The sequence below is a fragment of the Paenibacillus thiaminolyticus genome, assembly GCF_003591545.1.
GTDB classification, from domain to species: domain Bacteria; phylum Bacillota; class Bacilli; order Paenibacillales; family Paenibacillaceae; genus Paenibacillus_B; species Paenibacillus_B thiaminolyticus_A.
In genome coordinates, this window is sequence record NZ_QYZD01000045.1 from 11,821 (window position 1) to 33,908 (window position 22,088).

Annotated in this window: 25 protein-coding genes and 2 pseudogenes; 3 read left to right on the forward strand and 24 right to left on the reverse strand. The window is 49.1% G+C overall.

The window, feature by feature from the left end; translation table 11 throughout:
* Nucleotides 1-60: 60 nt before the first annotated feature.
* The 16 genes and pseudogenes from DQX05_RS31510 to DQX05_RS32630 form a co-directional block, all read right to left on the reverse strand.
* Nucleotides 61-414 carry an FAD binding domain-containing protein gene (locus DQX05_RS31510; protein WP_220483287.1) on the reverse strand — a complete coding sequence of 118 codons (354 nt, stop codon included), beginning with the start codon at nt 412-414 and terminating at the stop codon, nt 61-63.
* Nucleotides 411-2,739, reverse strand: a pseudogene (locus DQX05_RS27240) (xanthine dehydrogenase family protein molybdopterin-binding subunit). The gene DQX05_RS31510 and the pseudogene DQX05_RS27240 overlap by 4 nt, the downstream one beginning before the upstream one ends.
* 586 nt (nt 2,740-3,325) lie before the next feature.
* On the reverse strand, nt 3,326-3,781 hold the full coding sequence (locus DQX05_RS27250; RefSeq protein ID WP_119796432.1) for an SgcJ/EcaC family oxidoreductase: 456 nt from the start codon (nt 3,779-3,781) through the stop codon (nt 3,326-3,328).
* 247 nt (nt 3,782-4,028) lie between these two features.
* Entirely contained in the window at nt 4,029-5,489 is a 1,461-nt protein-coding gene (locus DQX05_RS27255; protein WP_119796433.1) for a sensor histidine kinase, read from the reverse strand.
* A complete protein-coding gene (locus DQX05_RS27260; RefSeq protein WP_182914930.1) occupies nt 5,486-6,169 on the reverse strand; it encodes a response regulator transcription factor in 684 nt (227 codons plus the stop codon). Before DQX05_RS27260 ends, DQX05_RS27255 begins: the two co-directional genes overlap by 4 nt.
* Before the next feature lie 42 nt (nt 6,170-6,211).
* Entirely contained in the window at nt 6,212-7,384 is a 1,173-nt protein-coding gene (locus DQX05_RS27265) for an ABC transporter permease (protein WP_119796435.1), read from the reverse strand.
* Nucleotides 7,381-8,076 carry an ABC transporter ATP-binding protein gene (locus DQX05_RS27270; RefSeq protein WP_119796436.1) on the reverse strand — a complete coding sequence of 232 codons (696 nt, stop codon included), beginning with the start codon at nt 8,074-8,076 and terminating at the stop codon, nt 7,381-7,383. Before DQX05_RS27270 ends, DQX05_RS27265 begins: the two co-directional genes overlap by 4 nt.
* Nucleotides 8,073-9,389 carry an efflux RND transporter periplasmic adaptor subunit gene (locus DQX05_RS27275; RefSeq protein ID WP_259392258.1) on the reverse strand — a complete coding sequence of 439 codons (1,317 nt, stop codon included), beginning with the start codon at nt 9,387-9,389 and terminating at the stop codon, nt 8,073-8,075. Before DQX05_RS27275 ends, DQX05_RS27270 begins: the two co-directional genes overlap by 4 nt.
* 183 nt (nt 9,390-9,572) lie before the next feature.
* Nucleotides 9,573-10,628, reverse strand: coding sequence for a phosphatidylinositol-specific phospholipase C (locus tag DQX05_RS27280; protein ID WP_119796437.1), 1,056 nt, complete (start codon nt 10,626-10,628; stop codon nt 9,573-9,575).
* A gap of 449 nt (nt 10,629-11,077) precedes the next feature.
* Entirely contained in the window at nt 11,078-11,629 is a 552-nt protein-coding gene (locus DQX05_RS27285) for an RNA polymerase sigma factor (RefSeq protein ID WP_119796438.1), read from the reverse strand.
* A 429-nt stretch (nt 11,630-12,058) separates the two neighbouring features.
* Nucleotides 12,059-12,385 carry a GNAT family N-acetyltransferase gene (locus DQX05_RS27290; RefSeq protein WP_259392259.1) on the reverse strand — a complete coding sequence of 109 codons (327 nt, stop codon included), beginning with the start codon at nt 12,383-12,385 and terminating at the stop codon, nt 12,059-12,061.
* A 27-nt stretch (nt 12,386-12,412) separates the two neighbouring features.
* On the reverse strand, nt 12,413-13,225 hold the full coding sequence (locus tag DQX05_RS32620) for an aminopeptidase (RefSeq protein ID WP_259392260.1): 813 nt from the start codon (nt 13,223-13,225) through the stop codon (nt 12,413-12,415).
* A complete protein-coding gene (locus DQX05_RS32625) occupies nt 13,222-13,347 on the reverse strand; it encodes a hypothetical protein (protein ID WP_259392261.1) in 126 nt (41 codons plus the stop codon). The genes DQX05_RS32620 and DQX05_RS32625 overlap by 4 nt, the downstream gene beginning before the upstream one ends.
* 332 nt (nt 13,348-13,679) lie before the next feature.
* The gene (locus DQX05_RS27305; RefSeq protein ID WP_119796439.1) at nt 13,680-14,198 is read right to left on the reverse strand and encodes a DUF3231 family protein; all 519 of its coding nucleotides are present in this window, start codon (nt 14,196-14,198) and stop codon (nt 13,680-13,682) included.
* A gap of 179 nt (nt 14,199-14,377) precedes the next feature.
* A pseudogene (locus tag DQX05_RS27310) lies at nt 14,378-14,587 on the reverse strand (IS3-like element ISEnfa5 family transposase); the annotation flags it as partial.
* Between the two features lie 889 nt (nt 14,588-15,476).
* The gene (locus DQX05_RS32630; RefSeq protein ID WP_259392262.1) at nt 15,477-15,818 is read right to left on the reverse strand and encodes an S-layer homology domain-containing protein; all 342 of its coding nucleotides are present in this window, start codon (nt 15,816-15,818) and stop codon (nt 15,477-15,479) included.
* Nucleotides 15,819-16,177: 359 nt separating this feature from the next.
* Here DQX05_RS32630 and DQX05_RS31190 point away from each other — a divergent pair, with 359 nt between their 5' ends.
* Both DQX05_RS31190 and DQX05_RS27320 read left to right on the forward strand, forming a co-directional pair.
* A complete protein-coding gene (locus DQX05_RS31190; protein ID WP_182914931.1) occupies nt 16,178-16,354 on the forward strand; it encodes a hypothetical protein in 177 nt (58 codons plus the stop codon).
* A 56-nt stretch (nt 16,355-16,410) separates the two neighbouring features.
* Nucleotides 16,411-17,241: an arylamine N-acetyltransferase family protein gene (locus DQX05_RS27320; RefSeq protein WP_119796440.1), complete on the forward strand. Its 831-nt coding sequence runs from the start codon at nt 16,411-16,413 to the stop codon at nt 17,239-17,241.
* Nucleotides 17,242-17,953: 712 nt separating this feature from the next.
* Here DQX05_RS27320 and DQX05_RS27325 read toward each other — a convergent pair.
* Nucleotides 17,954-18,304, reverse strand: a complete 351-nt coding sequence (locus tag DQX05_RS27325; RefSeq protein ID WP_119796441.1) for a hypothetical protein — start codon at nt 18,302-18,304, stop codon at nt 17,954-17,956.
* A 153-nt stretch (nt 18,305-18,457) separates the two neighbouring features.
* Here DQX05_RS27325 and DQX05_RS27330 point away from each other — a divergent pair, with 153 nt between their 5' ends.
* Nucleotides 18,458-18,739 (forward strand): WGxxGxxG family protein, encoded by a 282-nt coding sequence (locus tag DQX05_RS27330; RefSeq protein WP_119796442.1) that lies wholly within the window; start codon nt 18,458-18,460, stop codon nt 18,737-18,739.
* A gap of 239 nt (nt 18,740-18,978) precedes the next feature.
* On the opposite strand, the gene DQX05_RS27335 is transcribed toward DQX05_RS27330, so the two are convergent.
* The 7 genes from DQX05_RS27335 to DQX05_RS31515 all read right to left on the reverse strand — a co-directional run.
* Nucleotides 18,979-19,260: a GNAT family N-acetyltransferase gene (locus DQX05_RS27335; protein ID WP_259392263.1), complete on the reverse strand. Its 282-nt coding sequence runs from the start codon at nt 19,258-19,260 to the stop codon at nt 18,979-18,981.
* 41 nt (nt 19,261-19,301) lie between these two features.
* Complete coding sequence (locus DQX05_RS27340; RefSeq protein WP_182914932.1) at nt 19,302-19,589, reverse strand: hypothetical protein; 288 nt, start codon at nt 19,587-19,589, stop codon at nt 19,302-19,304.
* Nucleotides 19,558-19,965, reverse strand: a complete 408-nt coding sequence (locus tag DQX05_RS27345) for a hypothetical protein (RefSeq protein ID WP_119796444.1) — start codon at nt 19,963-19,965, stop codon at nt 19,558-19,560. The genes DQX05_RS27340 and DQX05_RS27345 overlap by 32 nt, the downstream gene beginning before the upstream one ends.
* 2 nt (nt 19,966-19,967) lie before the next feature.
* Nucleotides 19,968-20,435 (reverse strand): aminoacyl-tRNA deacylase, encoded by a 468-nt coding sequence (locus DQX05_RS27350; protein ID WP_182914933.1) that lies wholly within the window; start codon nt 20,433-20,435, stop codon nt 19,968-19,970.
* A gap of 25 nt (nt 20,436-20,460) precedes the next feature.
* The gene (locus DQX05_RS27355; RefSeq protein ID WP_119796449.1) at nt 20,461-20,823 is read right to left on the reverse strand and encodes a VOC family protein; all 363 of its coding nucleotides are present in this window, start codon (nt 20,821-20,823) and stop codon (nt 20,461-20,463) included.
* 223 nt (nt 20,824-21,046) lie between these two features.
* On the reverse strand, nt 21,047-21,538 hold the full coding sequence (locus DQX05_RS27360; RefSeq protein WP_119796445.1) for a GNAT family N-acetyltransferase: 492 nt from the start codon (nt 21,536-21,538) through the stop codon (nt 21,047-21,049).
* A gap of 291 nt (nt 21,539-21,829) precedes the next feature.
* The coding region (locus DQX05_RS31515) for an Hsp20/alpha crystallin family protein (protein WP_220483289.1) at nt 21,830-22,088 on the reverse strand (259 nt) is incomplete at its 5' end.

The window sequence follows — 22,088 nt, forward strand, 5'->3', positions numbered from 1 at the left end:
TACTACAGTAATTTCGCAGTCGGCGAGCAGTAAGGGCAGGACGGCTTCCCTATATTTGATTTATCCGCAGATATTGCCGCCCAGCGTGATTTTATAGCGGGACGTGTGATCTGCGATCCGATTGCAGACCCAGCTTAACAAAGGGAATTCCTTCCACTCTTCCAGCAGGGCAAGAGGAATTGCCGCACCGATCAGGATCTGTTCAGCATTCGATTCCAGCACAGTGCATTCGGGAATATCTTTGATGTCGATTACGGCCTGAGTATAGAGCTGATTCAACCTCGCCATCGTAATAATCTCAGATCCGCCGCAAAAATATAGAGGCTCCTTGCCGTCGGCATGTAATGTGTGGTACAGGTCAATTGCCTCTTGTATCGTGCAAGGTTTATAATACTCAAAATCGAAAGGGATCAATGAATGATTCCTCCCTTTGCTTTCCAGATGTTTTCCGTAGTTAAAGGAAGCTGATTCAATGGAATACCGGATGCAAGAGACAATGCATTTGCCAAAGCGGCAGGCATCCCGATCAGTCCTTGCTCTCCAAGCCCGCGTGCGCCATAAGGCGAATCCATTCTCGGAGTCTCCACGAAATCAACGATATATTCCGGATTTTCGCCGTAACGCATAACTTTATACGAACGGAATTGATTATTCAACAAACTGCCTGTCGGATCATGCCGGAATTCTTCCCGGCTCGCAAAGCTTATCCCATGCACATCGCCCCCATTACTTGCCCATGCGCAGCCATCGGGTTAAGCACTTTCCCCGCGTCGATTCCGGAGTAAGCCTTTAACAGTGTATAGGCGGACGTTTTTTTATCGTACTCCACCTCCACAGCTTGAGCTCCAAGTGTCCATTCGGGTCCCGGTGTCCCCTCTCCTGTTGCGGGGTTGATATGGGTTAAATGCTTCATCACAAAGCTTCCTCTTCCAATAACTTGCTCCCCGATCGTATTTCCATTCGGATACCGGTATCCGTGAGCAATGTCCTTCACCAATATCCATTGCGTTGGAGCGTGCTTCACAAAGGCTTTTTCATTGGCGATCTCGACATCATCCGCCGAGCAGCGAAGCGGGATGGAAGCGATGCTGCGCAATTGTTGCATTGCATCATCCGCGGCCCGCATCACCGCATTGCCGGCCAAATAAACGGAGGAGCTTGCGACTGTCTTCCAATGTTTCGGATTGGATTCCGTATTGACTTCCATCATGACATGAACTTTATCGACCGACATTTTCAATTTCTCGGCCAAAATTTGTGCCAGGACGGTTTTGGTTCCTTGTCCAATCTCGACAACACCGCAAAGCAAATTTACGGATCCATCTTCGTTAAATGTGATCACCGCTCCGGAAGAAGCGTTCGTCGGAGAGATGGACGTTTTCCAGAAGCAAGCCACCCCCTTGGCCCGCACTCTCCCGTCCTTCTCCTCGAATCTGCTTCCCCGTTCCCATTGTGTAATCTCTTTCAATCGTTGCAAACATTGAAGCAAGTTGCCGACATTGCTGGCTGTCAATTTGGTTTTTGTTGGTGTCGTGTCCCCCGGTTGAATGACGTTGTTCATCCGAAATTCTATGGCATCCATCTTCACCTTGGCGGCAAGCAGATCAATCGTCCTCTCTATTGGAAAAGTCAGTTCTGCATGCGCGTACCCCCGAAATGAGGTCGCATATGGATGGTTCGTGTAAATACACTTGGAGTCACACCAAACATGATCGATCTTGTACGGGCCCGTACAATCCAGCGCGGCAACCTTGCTCATATCTACCGCCTCGTCCGAGTACGCTCCGCCGTCAAACAGAAACGTAACTTCCAAAGCTGTAAACTTCCCCGTTCTGGTGCATCCCATTTTGACTCGAGCTTCCAACCCGATATGAACCGGGGAGGTGCCCATATCCTCTTCCCGGCTGTTGACGAGCTTGACTTTTCTTCCCCCAACCGCTTTAGAAGCCGCATAAGCCAGCAGTTCAAGTTGTACAGCCGCTTTTCCCCCAAACCCTCCTCCAACTAAAGGAACATGAACTTTAATATTATGCATCGGCACACATGAAATAACTGATGAATGAGCTTTTTAATGTTAAAAGGCGCCTGACTTGACGAAGTGATGCTTACCGTGCCTCCAGACGATATTTCCGCGTACGAACAACGGGTTTCCATCGCGGCATGATCCGATTGAGGGAATGAATACTCTGCTTCCACCGTTACCTCGCTGCCTCTCCACCCCTCTTGCATATTCCCTTTGCGTATTTTTGTCCAGTTCGCAATATTGGTGTTGAGAACCGGATAAACCGGTTTTACTTGTCTATATTGCGACATGTCTCTATGAACGAGAGGAGCATCGGCCGTCAAAGCTTGACTCAATGTGTTCACGACAGGCAGCAGTTCATAATCTACTTTGATGACTTGACACGCCACCTGCGCTTCGTATTCGGTGTCCTCCACAACAATCGCGATCGGTTCACCGCAATATCGGACATTGTCTCTCGCCAGAAGCGGGCGATCCTCCAAATGGGCTCCGGCAAGCACCGGAACATCCTTACCGGTAACAATAGCCCGAACGCCGGCATGCTGCCATGCTTCAGAGGCATCGACTGACAGAATTCTAGCATGAGCATGCTTGCTGACAAGCAGCTTAGCGTGCAATAGGCCAGGCTCAGCAAAGTCTCCGGCATATTTTGCCCTTCCCGTAATTTTATCTGCCGCTTCCTTTCGATACGGGCTCGTCCCGACTACATCCGTCAAATCCAGACACCTCCTAAGAAAACAATGCAACAAAAATTCCGATTATCGTCCTACGCGCCCTAAAATGGTAACCCCAAGAAGAAGGTCTTCTCACTGGCACGCTTCTCCTTCACTACTATGTAGCTTATCCAAATCCGAAGATGGAAATTCGATATGCATGGGCAGCCGCCATTTATCAACTCCATCTTGACAGATATTATTTTTTTCGATAGAATTAAATATTTTGTCGTTTACAAGAGCCTATTCATCTGCACGATGTGTGTGAACATTGGGTTGGAGGGGATATCATTTGACGCTCAGCAAGAGGGGAATTCGCATGCTCACGATTAGCGCGAACGTGATGGGCCGCACCGTGACGATTCATCCGACCGTACAATAGGATCCGCGATACTGCATCGCTTACGAATTGGCGCGGCAATCACTAGCCGCCCTGCTAGACTATGACTTTCAACAGGTCATTTGCTTTCATGGCGGACAGTATGACGGAGACGGCAAGCGGCGGATTGTAGAAATGCTGAAATACAGGCGGTAGCGATACCAAGAGTTCACGCCAGGGCCCGCGTGACTCTGCCGTCGTTATGCCCCATTATGTACGGTTCAGAACTTCTGTCAGTTCTTCCGTCATTTGCCGGACAAGCTCCGGACGGCCGTGGAACTGGGCCGGCGTATTCTGAAATAATTCAATTCGCCATGGTCCTCCAGTGCGAACCGCAATCAGCGTGTGATGGGTATTCACATCCGGGTTAAGCTCCGATTGTCCGGGCGGCACCATGCCGGCAATCGCCCGCAATAGGGCGGTATTCGGTTCAAGCAAGCGGACATATTTTACTCTGGTCGTAAAAGGAGCTGTCGGGTGATGCTCAAAGATGGGCTGCAGATGCCCAAGGATATCATCCGGTCCGCTCGACAGACTGCCGTCGAAGCCGATTAACTCACCGTCCGCGGCGAACAGCTCCGCCATCCCGGCAGCACTTCGGCTGTTCCATGCGTCTATCAGTTGATGATACAAACTCTCTACTTCAGTGGTTGCCTGTTCTTGCATGGCGATTCCTCCTCTATCGTTCGGCAGCTTGCCTCAATTCTGCTTCGCCACGACCTGCTGTCTCATCCTGCCGTCATCGGTCTCATTATCGGCTCAATCGCTCTTCGTCATTCATCACCGAACCTTGAATCTCGCCGCAGGACCGCTTGGACAATCGGCTCAGACAGCTTCAAGCAGAGCGAACAGGGGACAGACCATACAAACGGGAACAAGGCAGCCATGAATGCATGGCTGCCTTGTTCATTGTTCATTCGGATCGCTGCCGCCCCTTTGACTGCTCAGGGTCAAGCTCTGTCAGCGGCAGCGTGAACAGGAAGGTCGTCCCTTGCTGCGGAATGCTGTACACTTCGATCGGCGCCCGATGCTGATCGAGGATCGCTTTGACGATGGATAGGCCGATGCCGGCGCCGTTCTTCCTCGTCCTCGCCTTGTCCGTCTTGTAAAACCGCTCCCAGATGCGTCCGATGTCTTCCGACTCCATGCCGATGCCTTGATCGGAAATGCCGACAACCGCATGCTTTGCATCGGCCTTGGAGATCCTCACCGTTATCCGGGTGTCTGGCCGGGAGTACTCAATAGCATTTTGCAGCAGATTGACCACGACCTGCTCGATCCGATCGGGGTCGGCATGCACCCACAGATCATGATCGGCATCCGCTTGGTCGAACACCACTTCATGCTTGCTTAACTGCGGATCCATCCGGGCCAGCACCTGTCGAACCTTCTCTGTCATATTGAAGGTCACCGGGGCGATCTGGAACTGTCCCGCTTCAATTTTGGCGATATCCAGCAGATCATTCACGAGGCGGATGAGCCGCTTGTTCTGTTCCTGCACGATCCGGATATATTTCGCCATCCGCTCGGGCGGTATCGTGCCGTCCAAGATCGCTTCCAAATACCCGTTCATGGACGTTAATGGGGAGCGCATATCATGGGATACATTGGCAACGAATTCTTTACGCATCCGATCCAGGCTCCCCAGGTCTTGCGCCATCTGCTCAAGCGCCCGCGCCAACCGCCCGAGCTCGTCCCGGGAATGAACCGGAATCTCGATCTGGAACTGTCCCTTGGCGATGGAGCGCGAGGCGGCTTCCAGCTTCTTCACCCTTCGCGACAGATGAGTGGATAGCATGAGCGCGAACAATGCCCCACACGAGAGCATAATTCCAATTCCGATCCAGAGCGGCTCGTTCCAAATGCGGACATCCCGCTGGAACAGGTTGGAGGCCGTAAGCAGGACGAAGTCCCCCTCGCCGTCGACGCGCAGCGTCTGCCCGACGAGCACCGTCTTGCCCCGGCCGAATGTCTCCTCGCCGAAATACCGGCCGTCGGCAATGCCGGCAAGAACCTCTTGAATGCGGGCTTCATCCAGACGATAGGGCCCTGTCTCGGCTTCCAGCTTGTAGCGGACGTTCCCGGTCGCCTGATGAATAATGTACAAGGAGCGGACATGTCTCGGTACGGTCAGCTCCAGTCCAGCCATCACCATCTCGTCATTCCAGCCGTTCTGCTTCACCTCGGTCAGGAAATGTCCGATTCGGTCCAGCTGCATGCGGTCATCCAGGCGCTGTCTTTTCATCAGATCGCCCTTGAAGAAAAATCCGGTAATGAAGCCGAACAAGCCATATGAGACGAGCAGCATAATGAGAAGCAGCACGAAAATCTTGACGAATAAGCCGTTCGCATGCCGCCATCCGCTCCGCCTCATGACGCCGCCTCGAATTTGTAGCCGATGCCCCAGACGGTCACGATGCTCCAATAAGCGGACTCGCCCAGCTTCTCCCGCAGCCGCTTAATATGCACGTCCACCGTGCGGACATCGCCTTCATAATCGGCGCCCCAGACTTGCCGCAGCAGTTGTTCACGCGTGTACACCTTGTTCGGATGTCCCGCCAGCACTTGAAGGAGCTCCAGTTCCTTCGGAGCCAAGGCCACTTCCTGGTCACGAACGGACACCTTCTGATCCTGCGGCGTGATGCGTAGCTCCGGATACTGAATCGAAGCCTTGAACAAGGCAGGGTTGGTACGCCGCAAGACCGCTTGCACGCGCGCGATAAGCTCCTTCGGATCGAAGGGCTTGACAATATAGTCATCCGCTCCGCTGGAAAATCCCTTCAGCTTGTCATAGCTCTCCCCGTTCCCGGTGACCATAATAATCGGAATATCTCCTTCAGCGCGGATTTCTTTGCATACCTGCCAGCCGTCGAGCTCCGGAAGCATAATATCGAGCAGCACGAGATCAGGGGGCATCACATCCAGCAACTCCACAGCTGCCGCTCCATCCTCCGCAATCGAGTACGTATATCCGTGCTTGTCCAAATAGAGGGCAATCAATTCCGAAATATACGCATCATCCTCAACGATTAAAATATGCGGTGACTTCTGCACTGCTATTCCTCCTCTGACTCTGCCTGAACGGCCGTTCTCCTCTTAATCGTAACGCAGAGCGTCGACCGGTTTCAAATTCGCGGCTTTGTTCGCCGGGAACAGGCCGAACACAATCCCGATCGCCGCGGAGAAAGTGAACGACAGCCACATCATGTCAGGCGCGACCGCGAACGGAATGCCCATCGCCTTGCTGCCCGCATACGCGCCGCCAAGTCCAGCAGCGATGCCCAGCACGCCGCTGATACTGCTGATCGTGACGGCTTCCAGCAGGAACTGCTGCATAATATCGCGCTTCTTCGCGCCCAGAGACTTGCGGATGCCGATCTCGCGCGTCCGTTCCGTTACCGACACGAGCATAATATTCATGATGCCGATGCCGCCGACGAGCAGGGAGATCGACGCGATTCCCGCAAGCAACAGCGTCATCGTCTGGGTTACGCTTCCGAGCGCTTCGAGCATATCAGCCTGATTATACACGTTGTAGCTGTTGTCGGACCCGCGGAATTTTTTAGATAACCGGGACTCCAGCTCCGCCATAATCGAATCGGCCTTTTCCGTGTCCGCGAATTTGACGTAGACCATCCGAATCCCTTTCGACTGCAGCAGCCGCTCGCCTCTCGTTAACGGAACCCAGATCTTGTTGTCATTGTTTCCGCCCAGCGAGCTGCCTTTCGATGCCATGACGCCAACAATGCGGAAAGAGATTCCGTTCAGCGATAGCTGCTGCCCGAGCGGATTTCCTTGCGGGAACAAAGTCCCCGCCGCGTCCGCTCCGATAATGGCCACCCGCTGATAGAGCTCAACATCGATCGGGAGGATGAAGCGACCGCTCTCCACGTGATAGTCGCGGACCGCTTCATATTCCGGCGTAATGCCTTCTACTTGCAGATTCGTGTTGTTCGTTCCCGCCTTCGCCTGAACGCTGCCGTTGATGAACGGAGAGACGGCCTCAACGCCGTCAATGTCCTCGAAGGCCAGCGCCTCCTCCAGCGTGAGCGACGATACTGCGCCCCTTCCCGTTATCGTGACGGAGATCAGATTGGACCCGAGACTCGCCACCTGGGATTGCACTTGCTTGGCCGAGCCTTCTCCCACCGACACCATAATAATGACAGCGGCCACTCCGATAACGATGCCCAGCATCGTCAGCAGCGTGCGCATCTTGTTCGACAATATGCTGCGCCAGGCCATCTTCCATGCTTGCATCCATGTCACGGGGCGGACCTCCTTACGACTTGAATGCGCCCATCCTGTATGCGCACGACGCTTCCGGCTTCCTCGGCCACATCCGGATCGTGGGTAATCAAGACGATAGTGTGACCTTTCCGGTTCAGATCCTTCATGATGGCGAGTACCTCAAGTCCCGTCTTCGTATCCAATGCCCCGGTCGGTTCGTCCGCGAGGATGACCGGCGGCTCTCCGACCAACGCTCTCGCGATCGCGACCCGCTGCTGCTGACCGCCGGACAACTGCCGCGGCAGAAAATTCAGCTTGCTCTCCAGCCCGACCTGCGTAAGCGCCTGCACCGCCAATTCATGCCTTTTTTTGGCTGGCATGCCGCGGTAAATAAGCGGAAGCTCCACATTTTCCATCGCGGTAAGCGCAGGCAGCAAGTAAAAGCTCTGAAAAATAAAACCGATCTTCTGGTTGCGAATATCCGCGAGTTGATTGCCGGATAACTTGCTTACCTCTTGGCCGTCCAGCCAATAGGTTCCGCTCGTTGGCGTATCGAGGCAGCCCATCATATTCATGAGCGTCGATTTGCCGGAGCCGGACGGCCCGATAATGGCCAACATCTCACCCGCATAGACGGTCAGGTTAACCTCGTTCAGAGACAGCATCTCTTCGCCGCCCATCCGGTAGGCCTTGGACATGTTCTCGATATGTATGACCGCCTGCTTGCTCATCGGCCGCCCCCTCCAGGCATGCGGGTGGCGCCGTCAGGTATGCGGGTCCCGCCGACAGGAAATCCGCCGCTACCACCCATTCCTCCGACTGAGGATTGCTGGTTGCTGTTCGCGGATGCGCGCACGGTAGGCAAGATGACCATCTCCCCTTCCTTCAGGCCGCTGACGATTTCAAAATAGCTTTCATTATTAATCCCCGTCTCCACCTCGGTTAACTTGCCGGCGCCTGCACTCGGAACGCCCGCCTGGCCCCGGCCGGCCCGAGCGGCCGCATCTCCGTCAGGAGGCGCCGATCTATTCGCGCTATCCGCTCCGTCCGCTTGATTCTGCCCCGTTCCCGACTCGCGCTGCCGTTCCGGCCGATCCTGCTGCGGCGCTTCGTCACCTGCACCGTCGGCTTGGTCCGCCCAGACCGTGACATACGACTTTCCGTTGCGCTGGGTAACCGCTTCGATTGGCACCAGCAGTACATCTGACTTGCTGTTCACGTCAATCTGGGCCTGGACCGACATCCCGCTTTTGACCCCTTGGCTGGACGATAATTGAATGGTGACATCGAATACGGATACCCCGCCGGAAGCCGTGCCTTCATCGGCAATCGCGCTAACTGTTCCTTCGATCGACGTGTCCGCCAGCGCGTCGAATGTCAACGATGCCTTTTGCTTCAGCATGATGCTCGGTATATCCATTTCATCGACTTGAATCACGGCCTGAAGCTTCGTATAATCCACAATTGTCGCTATCGAGCCGCTTTGGTTCAATTGCGAGCCTTCGTTAATATTCAGCGCCGTCAAGGTGCCGCTGATCGGAGCCGTGATTGCCTTTTCTTTGGCCTGATCGGCCCGCTTCTGCTCCAATTCCTTTTGCGCCAGGGCGAGATCCAGCTTCATGTTTTCAATTTCGACCGCGATGGACGGTCTCGCTTCCTCATCCGCTTCTTTATACTTCGTTTTCAGATTTTCGAACTCCAGCTCCTTCTTTTGAAGCTGAATTTCCTGCTTCTCGATCTCGTTCGTCAGATCTTCTTTTTCGAACGTTGCAAGCACCGCTCCTTTTTCGACCCGGTCGCCGACATCGTACAAAATTTTATCAATCTTGCCCGTGTCTCCCGACCTCACCTCCGCGGTATTGCTGGGCGAGACCGTACCCGAGCCGCTTACGGTCACCTCCAAATCTCCCTTCACGACTCTCGCCATTGACGGCAGAACGGCGGTTTGATCTGTCTTCGGCTGCTTGTACCACCAATAATATCCTGCCATACATAGCGTGATGACAACGACAGCTGTCAGCAGCAGCTTCCATTTGGATCGCATAATTCCCTCTCCTATCTCCCTTCTCATCCGTGCGGCTCGCTTTTTGCCGCGTTCCGTTCTTGCCGCAAGTCTTATTGCCGTATTAGTGTAGCAAAAAACTATGAACAACCTATGAACGCCAAAAAGCCCCCCGATGCCGGGAGGCCGCATAAGTGACATGTTCACAGACGGGAGGAAATAGGCTTATTTAAATAGGCTCCTATTCGCCCGAATTATATTTTCAATCAATCCTTTTCCCGGAAAATCTGCTGCCACAATGCCGGTATACTCCATATTGTGATTGGCTATATAATCGGTTGTCAACACATTCGTTCCTTCAAATGCAATGGTGCATATCCCGAGGAAGCAATCCGTTCTGGGGAAATCCGGATAGGAATCTGACCATCCGGGAGTAGTCAGTCCCGTAGCAAGCCGGGGAGCCGATGTTCCCGGGCTGCTGTGCCCGCTTGCAACAAAGTAGGGATACGCGATATTACCGCCGCTTAAATAATTGATGAATTTGGTTTGGGATCCTTTTTGGTGACTTTCGCTGGCCTTCTGCAATTGTTTCTTTACATCCAGCCATTTCTGGTATAAATCCCAATTCGTTGAGACCGTATAATTGTCCTGGATATCGAATTGATGCGCATAATCGATACCGATATTCGAGCCGGCGACATTACGGAGAATAACGATTTTTCCTCTCATCTCTCCTAGTGTAGGGTTGGTTATCGATCCGTTTTTGCTGTCCCAAAAAAAGCCAGGATAGCTATCGATATATCTCTGAAGAGTATCATTGAACACGCGGTCGGGCACAGAACTGTGTTCTTGTTTGATGCGCATCAGAACCGTTTCGCTCGGATTGCGCTTCAAAAAGTCAGTAACCTCATTCAATACGTCTCCGAACATGGCATCTAAATAGTAGGAACCATGATGCAGCGAAAACGAACCATCAACATAACGGCAACGAATGTCCAAAAAGCGAATCCCGGAATTTAATTGTGTGTTGAGCGGCATAGACTGAGTATACACATGGTCCGTTGCAGGCTGATTAGTTCGGTAAGCCATGCTGTCATGAGTGCCTGGAATGGATAACTCACTTAATCTGGCATGATCTCGAATCAAGCTCATCCAGTTTGGATTGTGATATCCTATGGATGCATCATGAGAATATCCAGGATGCCAATGTGCGGACGCAGGTTGCGCATGAACTCCCAGCATCGAAATTGCAAGAATGGAGTAGAGAATGATCTTCTTCATTAACTATCGCTATCCTTTCTTATCAAATTTAAAAGAGTTTTCAACTTAACGAACTCCCCCAATGCTCCCTCTTTTTGAAGCAGCAAACTAAGTATATTATGGATGTAGAGATGATTTGAAATAAGCATAGTTATTTTGTGTTTCAATCATGTGAAGAACGTGAATTTCTCACACCCCAGCCTTGTTACGACTGGCTTCACTTTGCAAAGTGTGAATCTAAAGCAGGCTGATCCGTCTGCATTGGCGTGGCTTAACAGAAAAAGCCCCCCGCTCCCGGGAGGCTTCGTTCGTCATTCCTCGCTGTTATGTACCCAATGATGTTGTTCATCCGTTCTCTTACGCATTGCACAAGTTGGTGCGAATGGTGCTTGCTATCATTCCCTCAAGCGGTCCATCGAGATGCGGTACAGCTTTGCGGCCATTCGCATTCGATTTCAACATACCTCTTTTCACCTTCCGGTCTCCTCGTCGCAGCAAGTTTCCATGCTCTTCCGCAAAATCGCCTTGGCCCGCTTCAAGCGCGATTTGACCGTGCTCTCGTTCGCATTGGTGGCGGCGGCAATCTCCGCATTTTTCATATGATGGATATACTTGAGGATGATCACCTTCCGGTACTCCGGCTTCAGCTTTTTCAGATAAGAATAAATCTCGTCAACAATGATCTTCAGCTCTACCTTTTGTTCCACCGACAACTGACTATCGAAGTCTTTGGCCAGCTCGATATCGAGAACCGTATCTTCGGACGCGATATCATTCCACCGGTTACGCTTGCGCAAATAATCGAGCGAGGTTCTTGCCGCGATCGATTGGAGCCATGCGCCCAGCTTGCTGTCATCATGCAATGTATGAATTTGCGAAAAGGCTTTCATAAATGTTTCTTGTGTGATATCCTGAGCCAAATGGCTGTCTTTGATAATCATATAAGCCGTAGAATAGACGCGTTCATAGAACATTTCGAACATCGAGCGTTGATTTTCTTGCACCAGTGCTTCCGAGGACATTACTGAGCCTCCCGCTATCATATAATACAGAACCCAGATTTCTGTTCGTTCATCATCAACCATTCATTTTTAAAAATAACTTCATATCTCCCTCCCTTGGTTCCTATAAATCATATAAGACGGAATGCGACAGCGGAATGTCTCCTCGTATTGAAGTTGCATGGATGAATTTATCCTTTTTCGCATTCGCTGGGATGTCACATGTTTAATTTCACGACAAGCAGGGCTGAACGATATAGTGAAAAGCACTGCCCCCCACAAGATTATAGCAGAGATTTCCTAGATGATGGATTTCAGAAATATGCGAAAAGTCCTTTCCCTGGAAAGGACTGTCGACTGTAGGCTACTCTTCGCAGCAAACAAAAGTTATTAACCCATTCTGCGCCTCATGAATCATCATTTTTTTAGCGAGACAGAATCGAATAAAGCTTAAGATCCATGGCTTCCTTTAACGAATATATGTTTCCTGAGTATTCCCTCGACTGCCATTCCCGCCTTCTCCATCACTCGGGCTGACCCTGCATTGTCCACAAGGCAGCGCGTCTCGATTCGATACCCTTGGTTCCAATATTGCCTGCATATAGCATAAGCCAGCTCCGCTCTTGAATGAGTAACATTCCAATAAACAAAGCCGCCTGTTCCAATCAATTTCCCGGTACCTTTGTGTTCAATGCCCCAGGGAGCAATTTGTCCCTGACGATATTCCTCCATGATCTTCTGGATAAAAGCAAGGGAATTTTGCACGGAATTGTGCATGTACCAGGTCGTATATCTGCATACTTCCTAATCTGAATAATAAGCAAACATGTCATCCGCATCCTGCTCGGTTATTTTCCCATCTTCCCGGATCTCATACATAGCTACCGTGTCGCCAGGCTTCACATGCTTCTCAAGACGGTGCTTGGCCATCCGCACCTTATGCAGATACCGGGTTATCCTTTGCTCCCCTTCCCGTTCCAGGCCCAGCAGCTTGCCCATGAACCGCGCCTCTTCCAGGCAATCCATCTCCCCCCAGTCCATGGCGACCACAGGAGCAATCGTCTTCGAAGCGGCCGCGAGTAGAGCAACAGCTGCGCATCGGCAGCTATCGGCATGATGCCGAGAGCGAGAAGAAGACCGGCGAATTGAAAGGCCGCGATTCGCCGAGGCTTTGGCCGATTGCGGAATTCGCCCGGCGAGATGCCGACCCCTGCTTGAATTTGCGGAAACATCGCCGTTGCCTTGGACTTGTTGAAGCTGGCTATGCGTACCGGGTGAATTCCCTACAGCCAATCCGGACTGGTAGAGACGATGGACATAAACGCCGAACCCTTGGACGCGAAATTCTTCCCGTTCCTTCGCGTTCCAATCGGAGAACGTCCGCAATGTCTCTTCCGGCGCCATTTCAAAACACAACCGGTCTACAGCATCGTCGCTCCATGGAACGACGACATCGTTTGCGCCAGCCTTGTACGCCTTTTTTACAATCAAGCGAACCAATTCGGCCGCGTCTAGCGTCGTTTTGATGACAAGGGTCTGTCCCTGCTGTATATTCACGCCCACCTTCACCTCCAGCTCCGCATACTTGTCGAGCTTCTCTGTGAAATCCTTCATCATTGGATCACCCCCATTATATCCTCTACTTGTATCCAGATCCGATCATCCCCTTCCTGTAGCCGAACGCGCTGTCCGATCATGTCAATGTCCACTACGCCGTTATTTGACAGCTTCTTACTCACGCCGTTCTCCCCTTCCCGAGCGGTTGCCAAGACAATATGCGCTCGAGACGAAACGGGCGCCAAGCTCCAGCCTTTAGACACGTCGCGTGCAGCACGCCATCCCGAATACGGCGCACGACAATTTTGCGCTGCGTAATGGCTCCGTTACGCTCCTCATATAGATAATTTCAATCTGTCGGCCGATACATTGCTCCAGCCTCATTTCCATCATCTCCGCATAGAACATTTGTTCTTACTTATATGCGAATGTGCGTTCGACAAACAACGGTAAATAATCCCCCACCAAAAGTGAGGGAATGTTGCGCGGTCAGAGAATCCGCAAGTACTTTATGTTATTTTTCGACTTCCTCTGGTCTCTTTATATGCAGCGGCGGCGGTACCAACCAGCCTTTTTCTTTGCTCATCTCCAAAATTCTCACAGCTAATGCCGCTTTCGTCATATGGTATTTCCCAAACAACGCACCAATGTCTTCACGAATTGATTTCCCCATGATTTGGCTGCACATAACCATGCCGGCTGCAGAATCAGCTCCAATCAAGGACGTTATTTCTTGATCTGTAAGTCTCGCTCCAACGGGAATCTCCTCAAGCTTGGCTTCTGGCCGGTCAGGAAGATTCGGGCTAGGAGCTATTCCATTGCTAATTAAAATTTGATCGCATTCTTTCTCTTCTAGTTCTGCTTGATTAATCAAATCCCCTAATATATTTTTTAAATCTTTATCCCCTGCGTGGTAGTGATAAGCCCGATATACAGATACGCATCCTTTCGCTTTCATCGAAAAGGCCCATACATCAAAGACTTCCCCATAATGTAGAGGTTCATCTTTAGGGTTACCGCTTAAAATTCCCATTCATAACATCTCCTAATCAAATTTTCGCCAGCAGTTCTGGTCGTTCTTAAGGTTACCTTTATAAGGGGAATTATCCATACAAGTTATTACCAACACGATCTTAGTTCCTTACATCGAGGGGGCCGGAGAGGCACTATACGCCGATATCTGCGCTCGCGGCATGGAGGGATCTTCTCGAAAGCGCTTAAATACGCTTTTTGGCCATTGCCGTACTTGAATTCTGTCACATCTGTAACCCATTTTTCATTTGGCGCATCTGCAGTGAATTTGCGGTTTAGCACGTTCTCAGCCACCTGTTGTGGAGTGGATCTCACATATCTCTTTTTCTTCCTGCGGATGACGGATTGAATTCCTTGTTTCTTCATCAGCCGGTACACGCGCTTTTGGTTAATCGTTTTCCCCGTTTGGCTTTAAGGGGAGCATATCATCTTCCCCAACGGCTCTTGTTCTTTCCCTTTCAGTTAAAGCATCCATTAATCTTATCTGAATCAATCCACTCCATAGTATATCGTTCGCCGTTGGCATAATAACACGTTTGCTTATAGTAATAAGTGATGGTAGTATATCCAGTTGCATCACAAATTTTTACTGTATTTGATATATATGGGGGTCCACATTTTGATGCCTGTGTTTGACTAGGTAAACTGATGAAGATCAAACATGCTGATTAACATCTATATTCTGGATGTAATTATAAATACCACCCATTTCATGCAACTAAAAAAGGAGCCCCACCAGCACAATGCCAGCAGAGCTCCTTTTCACCGGTTCCTCCGGGTTCGTTTCCAGTATACACCATTTATTTAATGTTCCTTCCCGTCCCACTTTACCCGGGCCCCTGCCGCCTCCGCAACTGCCCGGACATGGTAAAGGTCTCGGAGAAGTTTAAACCTTACCTTACTCTTTGTTGAACTACTATCATGCAAAAAAAAATCATATTTTTTGTTTTACATAATAAAACCTCTACAAAAACTGGGTTTCCATACCGATATATTTAGTGTAAGGAACATTACAGTTTCTTTCATTACATCAAGGAGGTGACTAATATGTCTATTTTTATCGCTGTTTTGCAATTTATAGGTGAATCCATTCCTAAGCTGGTTGAACTGCTTCAACAATTTGCGTAACACCTAGCGTAGCACCTAGGCCCATGAACCGGATTACACCCCTTCTGGTTCATGGGCTTTCCTTATACAACTGTCAGGAACAGCACGATAGTTCTTTTTCAGTTGAAGCAGTCCAAGCCGTATCGGTTAACCGATACATTTTCAATATAATCTATTTCCCCATCTGCTTCAATATCCGATCTAATACCACCGCTACCTCAGCCCGCGTAATCGACTCATTCGGCGCGAATCCAGTGTTACGGCCATTCATGATCCCCGCGTCCATCACTCTTCGGATTGATGCCTCTGCCCAGTGCCCTTCATAATCCAGCTGCTTCGGTTTCTCCATTGCTTGTACATTCTTTAAATACTGCAATAATTTGTGTCCATATAATACAGATGGCACCCATGTACCACCCAACGCTTCCACCGTCTTGGCCGTGCCGAATAGATACGGGAGGTGCCGCGGATCGGGAGTGTCGTCCGGCGGATATCCGCTCACACCACCGTACATGCGGATCCGCATACGGCGGTTCCAAAAGGTTAATAGATCGCATTACGAACAAAGGAACTCCCGCTATTCAGACTATGGCCCGCTATACGCAACCTAGTTAAGAAACTCTTCGGCAAAATTAAATAACATCAAAAGGTAGTTATAAAGGGGCGATTGTTTGTCAGTGTGAAAGTTGAGGTTGTTGTTATCGATTAGGCTTGAGTTATTTGGGAAAAAGATTGGCATGAGGACTTTCACAGTGCATATAATGCAGTTCAACAAGTAGCGGAACAGTATTACAACCCTTTTTAATTTTATATTGATAAAAAGGACATCAAATTGTGCCGAGCGACCTAGCCACGTCGTAGGTGGAGTTATAGATGAAAGGGGAGCAGGCCATTCGGATTAGTGTGAATTACGGCTGCAGCCGTCAGAACAAGAGCAACCTGTGGGTAACCCCTGGCATCTGTGCCGGGCGCATGCCGCGTCGGCAGAGCTACAGACTGCGCAGCAGCTGGCCGTTCCAGAATAATTTTAGACTTGATTATATATTGTAATTGGTGTAACATTATATTCAATGTATAAATTTTCTATAATTGGATGGTGTTATAAAATGTTGACTGAATTACAAAGAAATTTTTTCTCTCGGTTACAGATGTCTCCAAAAGAAGATGTAACATTTGAAGATTTACATGGAATTTTGCTGCAAATGGGATATGTACTACCCTATGAAAATTTAGACGTTATGGACAATAATATCCGAAAAATTTCCAGAGGAAATATCCAAGAAAAATTACTATTAACCCATCGCGGAGGACTATGTTACGAGCTTAATTCCTTATTATATTATTTTTTAATTGATTGTGGATTTGATGTCTATCGAGTAGTTGGTACGGTCTATGATTTAGGTAATGATAATTGGAAACCCGATGATGGGCATGTAATTATTATTTTAAATCATAATGATCAGAAATATATTATAGACGGGGGATTTGCCTCACATCTTCCATTATATCCAGTCCCATTTAGCGGGGAAGTCATCTCATCTCAAACAGGAAAATACCGTATTCGTAAACAAAAGACTGAAAAAGGAACCTATCTACTAGAAATGAAAAAAGGGGAGAATGGGGAGAGCGCTCAATTCCTTGATTCTGAACCTACAAATACATGGTGTATTGGATATGCATTTACATTAAACGAAATAGATACAGATAAAGTAAATATCATTCAAAATAATATTATAACTCACCCAGAATCCCCCTTTAACAAAGGATATATTATCTGTAAATTAATTGAAGGCGGGCATATTTCACTTACTAAACGAAGTTTTACAGAAACCAAAAAAGGTCAAAAAAGAAAACGAACTATAAACGAAGAAGAGTATTATCAGATTCTTACAGAAGTATTTGATATTGTCCCGAATAAATACCTTGTGAAATTTTAGAAGGAGACCGTATAGTTGAACTAATGATATACTAATTATCCCGATTCCATCCGAATGCAAAGTGGTTCGATGCTCTTCATAGGATCGAGCATGATATTGTCCATAAAGGCTGGAAATCAGCAGTGTCTGCAAATATGTAAAGCAGATTGGTCGTTTCTGTAACACTATTGATGTGAATGGGACCCCGCCCATATCCCCGGCGGGGCCAGAATGTTATTTCGCTGAAATGTTGACGATCCGGGTCTTCGAATCCCACTGCACCCATATCCGGCCGCCTCCGCAACCGCCCGGATATGGGCATATGCGCTGCCGCCGATCAACTCTCCAGGCACAGGAACGCCATTGATCGATGCCGTTTTGGTCTGCTGGTTCCAACCTACTCGGCAGCCAAGCGCTCCGCCTACGGCCCGGACCGAGGCGAGGACCATACCATTCACAAACGGACCTTCAGCAACTTTCTTTCCGTAGACTTCGATTGCTGCCGTTTCCCCCGAAGCCTTAGAAGCTCCGCTACGAGGTTCGTCCCGTATGTCGGAGACGGAGCCCCGTTCCCGCCGTTGGCCCGCGGACGCCTATACGGTAGTAAACTTCACAATTTTTTAGGTGGCTGGGATATTCGGAAACACTGAGTCCGCTCAACCTCGAAAGAAACTGAGAATATTATCCATATAGTGCGCGAAATAACAGGATAATATATGCTTGTATTAATCATTTAATCTGTAATAACAATAAAAATTTCCCCAATATCTTTGACTCCTTCTTGCACAATTCCAACCCCACCAACCGGCTCCCCTTCACGTACATACGGATTCTTTAATGCTGTTACGAGTCCGGTACTGCTTACTTTAAAGTAAGGACTACCGCCATTTGGATAAGGATAGTATTTGTAATTACGACCGTAAGGCAAATGGTACGTTTCCCCCACTTTTAACGTCACTGTCCATGAAATTTCTTTTGTCGAAAACTCATAATTAGTTGAAACTTTGATTGGCGCCGCAGAAGCAACCGCACCAAGAGACAACAACAACACAACTGAGGTAGCCAGCAACAATTTTCTCGGCATGTAAAAACATCTCCTTTTAAGATAATTGTTTACTACTACAATCACACTTCGGCATAAGGATGGATATTCCTCCCATGGAAAAGCCAATGAATAAAGATCGGACTACCTGGGAATCTTACTATCGATGCACCAATATTAACCGGGGGTGAAAAAATGAAAAAACGATTGTCAGCTATCCTGATAATGGCGTCCATTTCTATGGTACTTGCGGTGCCAGCCTTTGCGGTAGATGGTTCCGGTTACGACGGCGGCATGAACACCAACGCGAATAATGGTTACAATACCAACACTACCGGCTACAACACAAACAACGTTGGAACTCACGCTGCAAATGATAACAGACGCAACAATTATGGTTGGCTCGGTCTGCTTGGATTATTTGGGTTAGCAGGATTGCGTAAAAGAAACAATGAATATTCCGACCAACGGTCATAAGTTATCTAGTTAGCTTTTCTAAAGATTAAAATGCACCCACATGAGATATCATTATTTCCAGTGGGTGTATTTTTTTCATTACTTTTCATCAAAAGCGCTGCCCCCGAAGGAGCGGCAATATAGAGGTAGGAGGATTAACAAAGTAAGTAGACGCGGCGCGGTTTCCACCGGTAGCCTTTGACCGCCAGCATGCGGCCAGTATCGCCGGGCTTGTTATCCGCACCTCTCGTTCATTGCGTCTATATTACTATCATACAACGTATTTTCCCGCCGATCACTTTGGCAGATGATGTATCCTCAATGACCCAGCGCACTCCGCTCTGCTCAGCGAATATACTCTGGTGCCAATTCCATTCCCGAATGACATCCTGAAGAGATTGGAACGGTTCCAGCGGCGTGTAACGGACCACTTCCTCATCCGAGTAAAGATCCATCATGCCGCTGCAATCCCGTTCCTCCATTGCCCGTAATAGAAACCGCTCCAAGCGGGGAAACTCCTGAAATGTAAAGATTCCGTCCATTGACGATTCTCCTTCTAGGTATGATCAGATTTCGGATCTCGTTAATACACACTGACTTCCTTCTTCATGTCTTCAATGCTCCCTATATGATCAAGCTTATCGTAAGGCAGAGAGAGGACCATCGTCTTGTTCATGCCCTCGGTTCCAGCGCTGCCTTCCAGCCGTTCTGTGTCTCTGCCCCCGACAAAAATGTTGACCTCCCAAGGCGCTGCCGCGAGGTCCGGTACGACGGCATATAATTCTTGCCACAGCGCTTCGGAGATTGAATCTGTTCGGAGGCGCATGTCCAGCGTATATTCATGCTTCGGCTCCAGTGGGATGGCGGACACCATTGTCATCTACGGCCGGGCTGGTCCCGCTATCTATCGGCATCGGGGAGTAGACGGTCGTTACCGCAATGGTCTCGATGTCTTCCTGCGTATAGAGCCGCGGATACCGCTTGCGAAGCTCATCATCGACTCGTTGCTCCCAATAGACCATACTATAGTTATCCTCCAGCATCTCTCCCCTGCCTTGGGCCGCCTTATCATAAAAAGCATGCATGGTCACGTCAATTATCCGTTTTTCGGTATCGTGGATGTTGAACACCTTGGCCGTATAGTCACGGATACGATCTCTATCATCATAGAAATTAAGCGGCTCTAACGATTCGATCCATGGTCCAGGGAAGGACTTGCCGGATGAATCGCAGAGCCGCTTTACCATGTCTATTTCCGTACTCTCGCCACTTCTCCTCCGCTTGCGCGCAGCAATTCGGTTACAGCTAGCTTAATCAGGGAATGAGGAGATCCGCCGCCCGTGTATACTACGTCCTGCTCGGTAACCTTAGGATCGATCAGGAAAAACGCATCGAACCCGAACGACGGCACCCCGCCGGCCGGATACCCTGTCCGCTCCAGCACTTCCGTCCCATTCGAGAGCTGCGGCTTGGCGATTTCCAACGCTTTGCCGACTCTCGTCGTGCTCGCTCTGTCTTCGCCTTTGACAATCGCAACGATGAACCGGTCCTGTTCGTCAATCATGCAGATGTTCTTGACGAATTGATCGGCTGAGCCCTGAACGGCTATGGCCGCTTCCTGAACGGAGTGGCAGGATTGCTCCAAGACGAGATGTTCGGCTTGGATATGATGCAGAGTCATATACTCTTTTATTTTCATTGCATACGCATTATTCATATCTATCTTCTCTCTACTTTCTGGTTTAGTCCGGTTGAATACACTCCACTCGGTTGCCGAACGGATCGCGGAATTCGAACCGTTCATATCCCGGAATCGGAACTGATTCCAGAATTTGAATGCCATTGCTTATTAATCGCTCTCTCATCGCCTCGATGTCCTGCACTTGATACGCCAGGTGGGCTTTGGTCAACGAACGATCGACGCCATCCTCGGTCCCGATATGCAGCTCCTGCGTGCCGACCTGGACCCAGAATCCTCCTCTTCCAGCTAAAGAGTCGGGCTTGGCGATTTCCTTCAACTGCAGTACGCCGCAATAGAAGGCTTTGGCTTGTTCTTCTTCGCCTCGCGGTATCGTGATCTGGGCATGATGGAAGCGGGTAATCATGGTCAATCCCCCTTCGAATTTGTTGTTTCTTGGATTAGCCACCGTCGTAAGCCCTTTTTCAATGCTCTCAATCGGCGTGAGCACTAAAAATAATCTCCCTCCGGGATGTTGGCTTCAACTTTTTTGTCCCCGATGAACGCGATGATTTTTCCGATGTTCGTATCACTGCTGCCGCAAGCCATATAAGTTACTATACCACAATTTGGAAAGACGCCGTACGCAGCTATATTTCTTTTTCCAGAACATAGCACTCATTCTCTCGACTCATCGGATTTTGGATTTTCACGATTTTAAATCCGCATTTATTGACATAGAAATGATGATTTCTTTTGGAATACCCTGGAGTTTCCGTCACCCACTTTTTCGTGTCAGGGTACTTCTGCTCTATGTATCTCCATATCGTAAGCCCAATTCCGCGATTCTCCATCAAAGGATCAATAAATATGCACCCTAGAACGTTTTCATTGTTTTCGTTAATCCACACAATGACAACTCCTATCACCTTTTCATCCATTACCACCTTATAGGACTGGGTCGGTGAATGGAGCGCCCAACGTCTTATAAATTCACTGGTGTCATATCCTTCAGGACCTCCCTTTTCACAGCCCAGAAATTGCTTCGTATCCGTGTCAAAGGCGCGTGTCATAATTTCTGTCAATCTGGCAACATCTTCTTCATAAATAGGTTGAAATATCAAATTTTCATACGTTTCCATCTTATGCCTCCATTGTTGAATTCAATCTCACTCAGCAGTCATGTTTCTGCTTCAACAGGGTCCGCATAGAGATGTGAGCTGACGGATACAGGAATAATGTAGCTGCTATCATTTCCATTCTATCTCTTTTTGTTCATATCGTTCAATGGCAAGCGGCAAGATTTAATAACAAAAAGAAATCGTCTTTTAGATGAGACCACAAGCCCCATTTAAAAACGATTTCTTTGGATGCTTCCTTGATTCATGCCTATCCGTACGCGGCCTGATCCATGACAGAGTTAACCGTCCGGCTTATTCATAGCGAATACCTACATTATAGAAATCCATGTCATCGTTATTTTTCCTCACTTTAATTTGCAATATACCGTCTTTATAGCTAGCTCTGCATTCCCGCGCCTTGACTAATACGGGGAGTTGGACTACAAATGTTTGATTTTCCGGCAAGCCCTCGATTTTAAGCTGATTGGGACTTACGGATACCTGCAAATCTCTTTTACTAGAGCGTGTCTTCAAACCTAATTTAACCATAACAAAATAGAAGCCAACGATA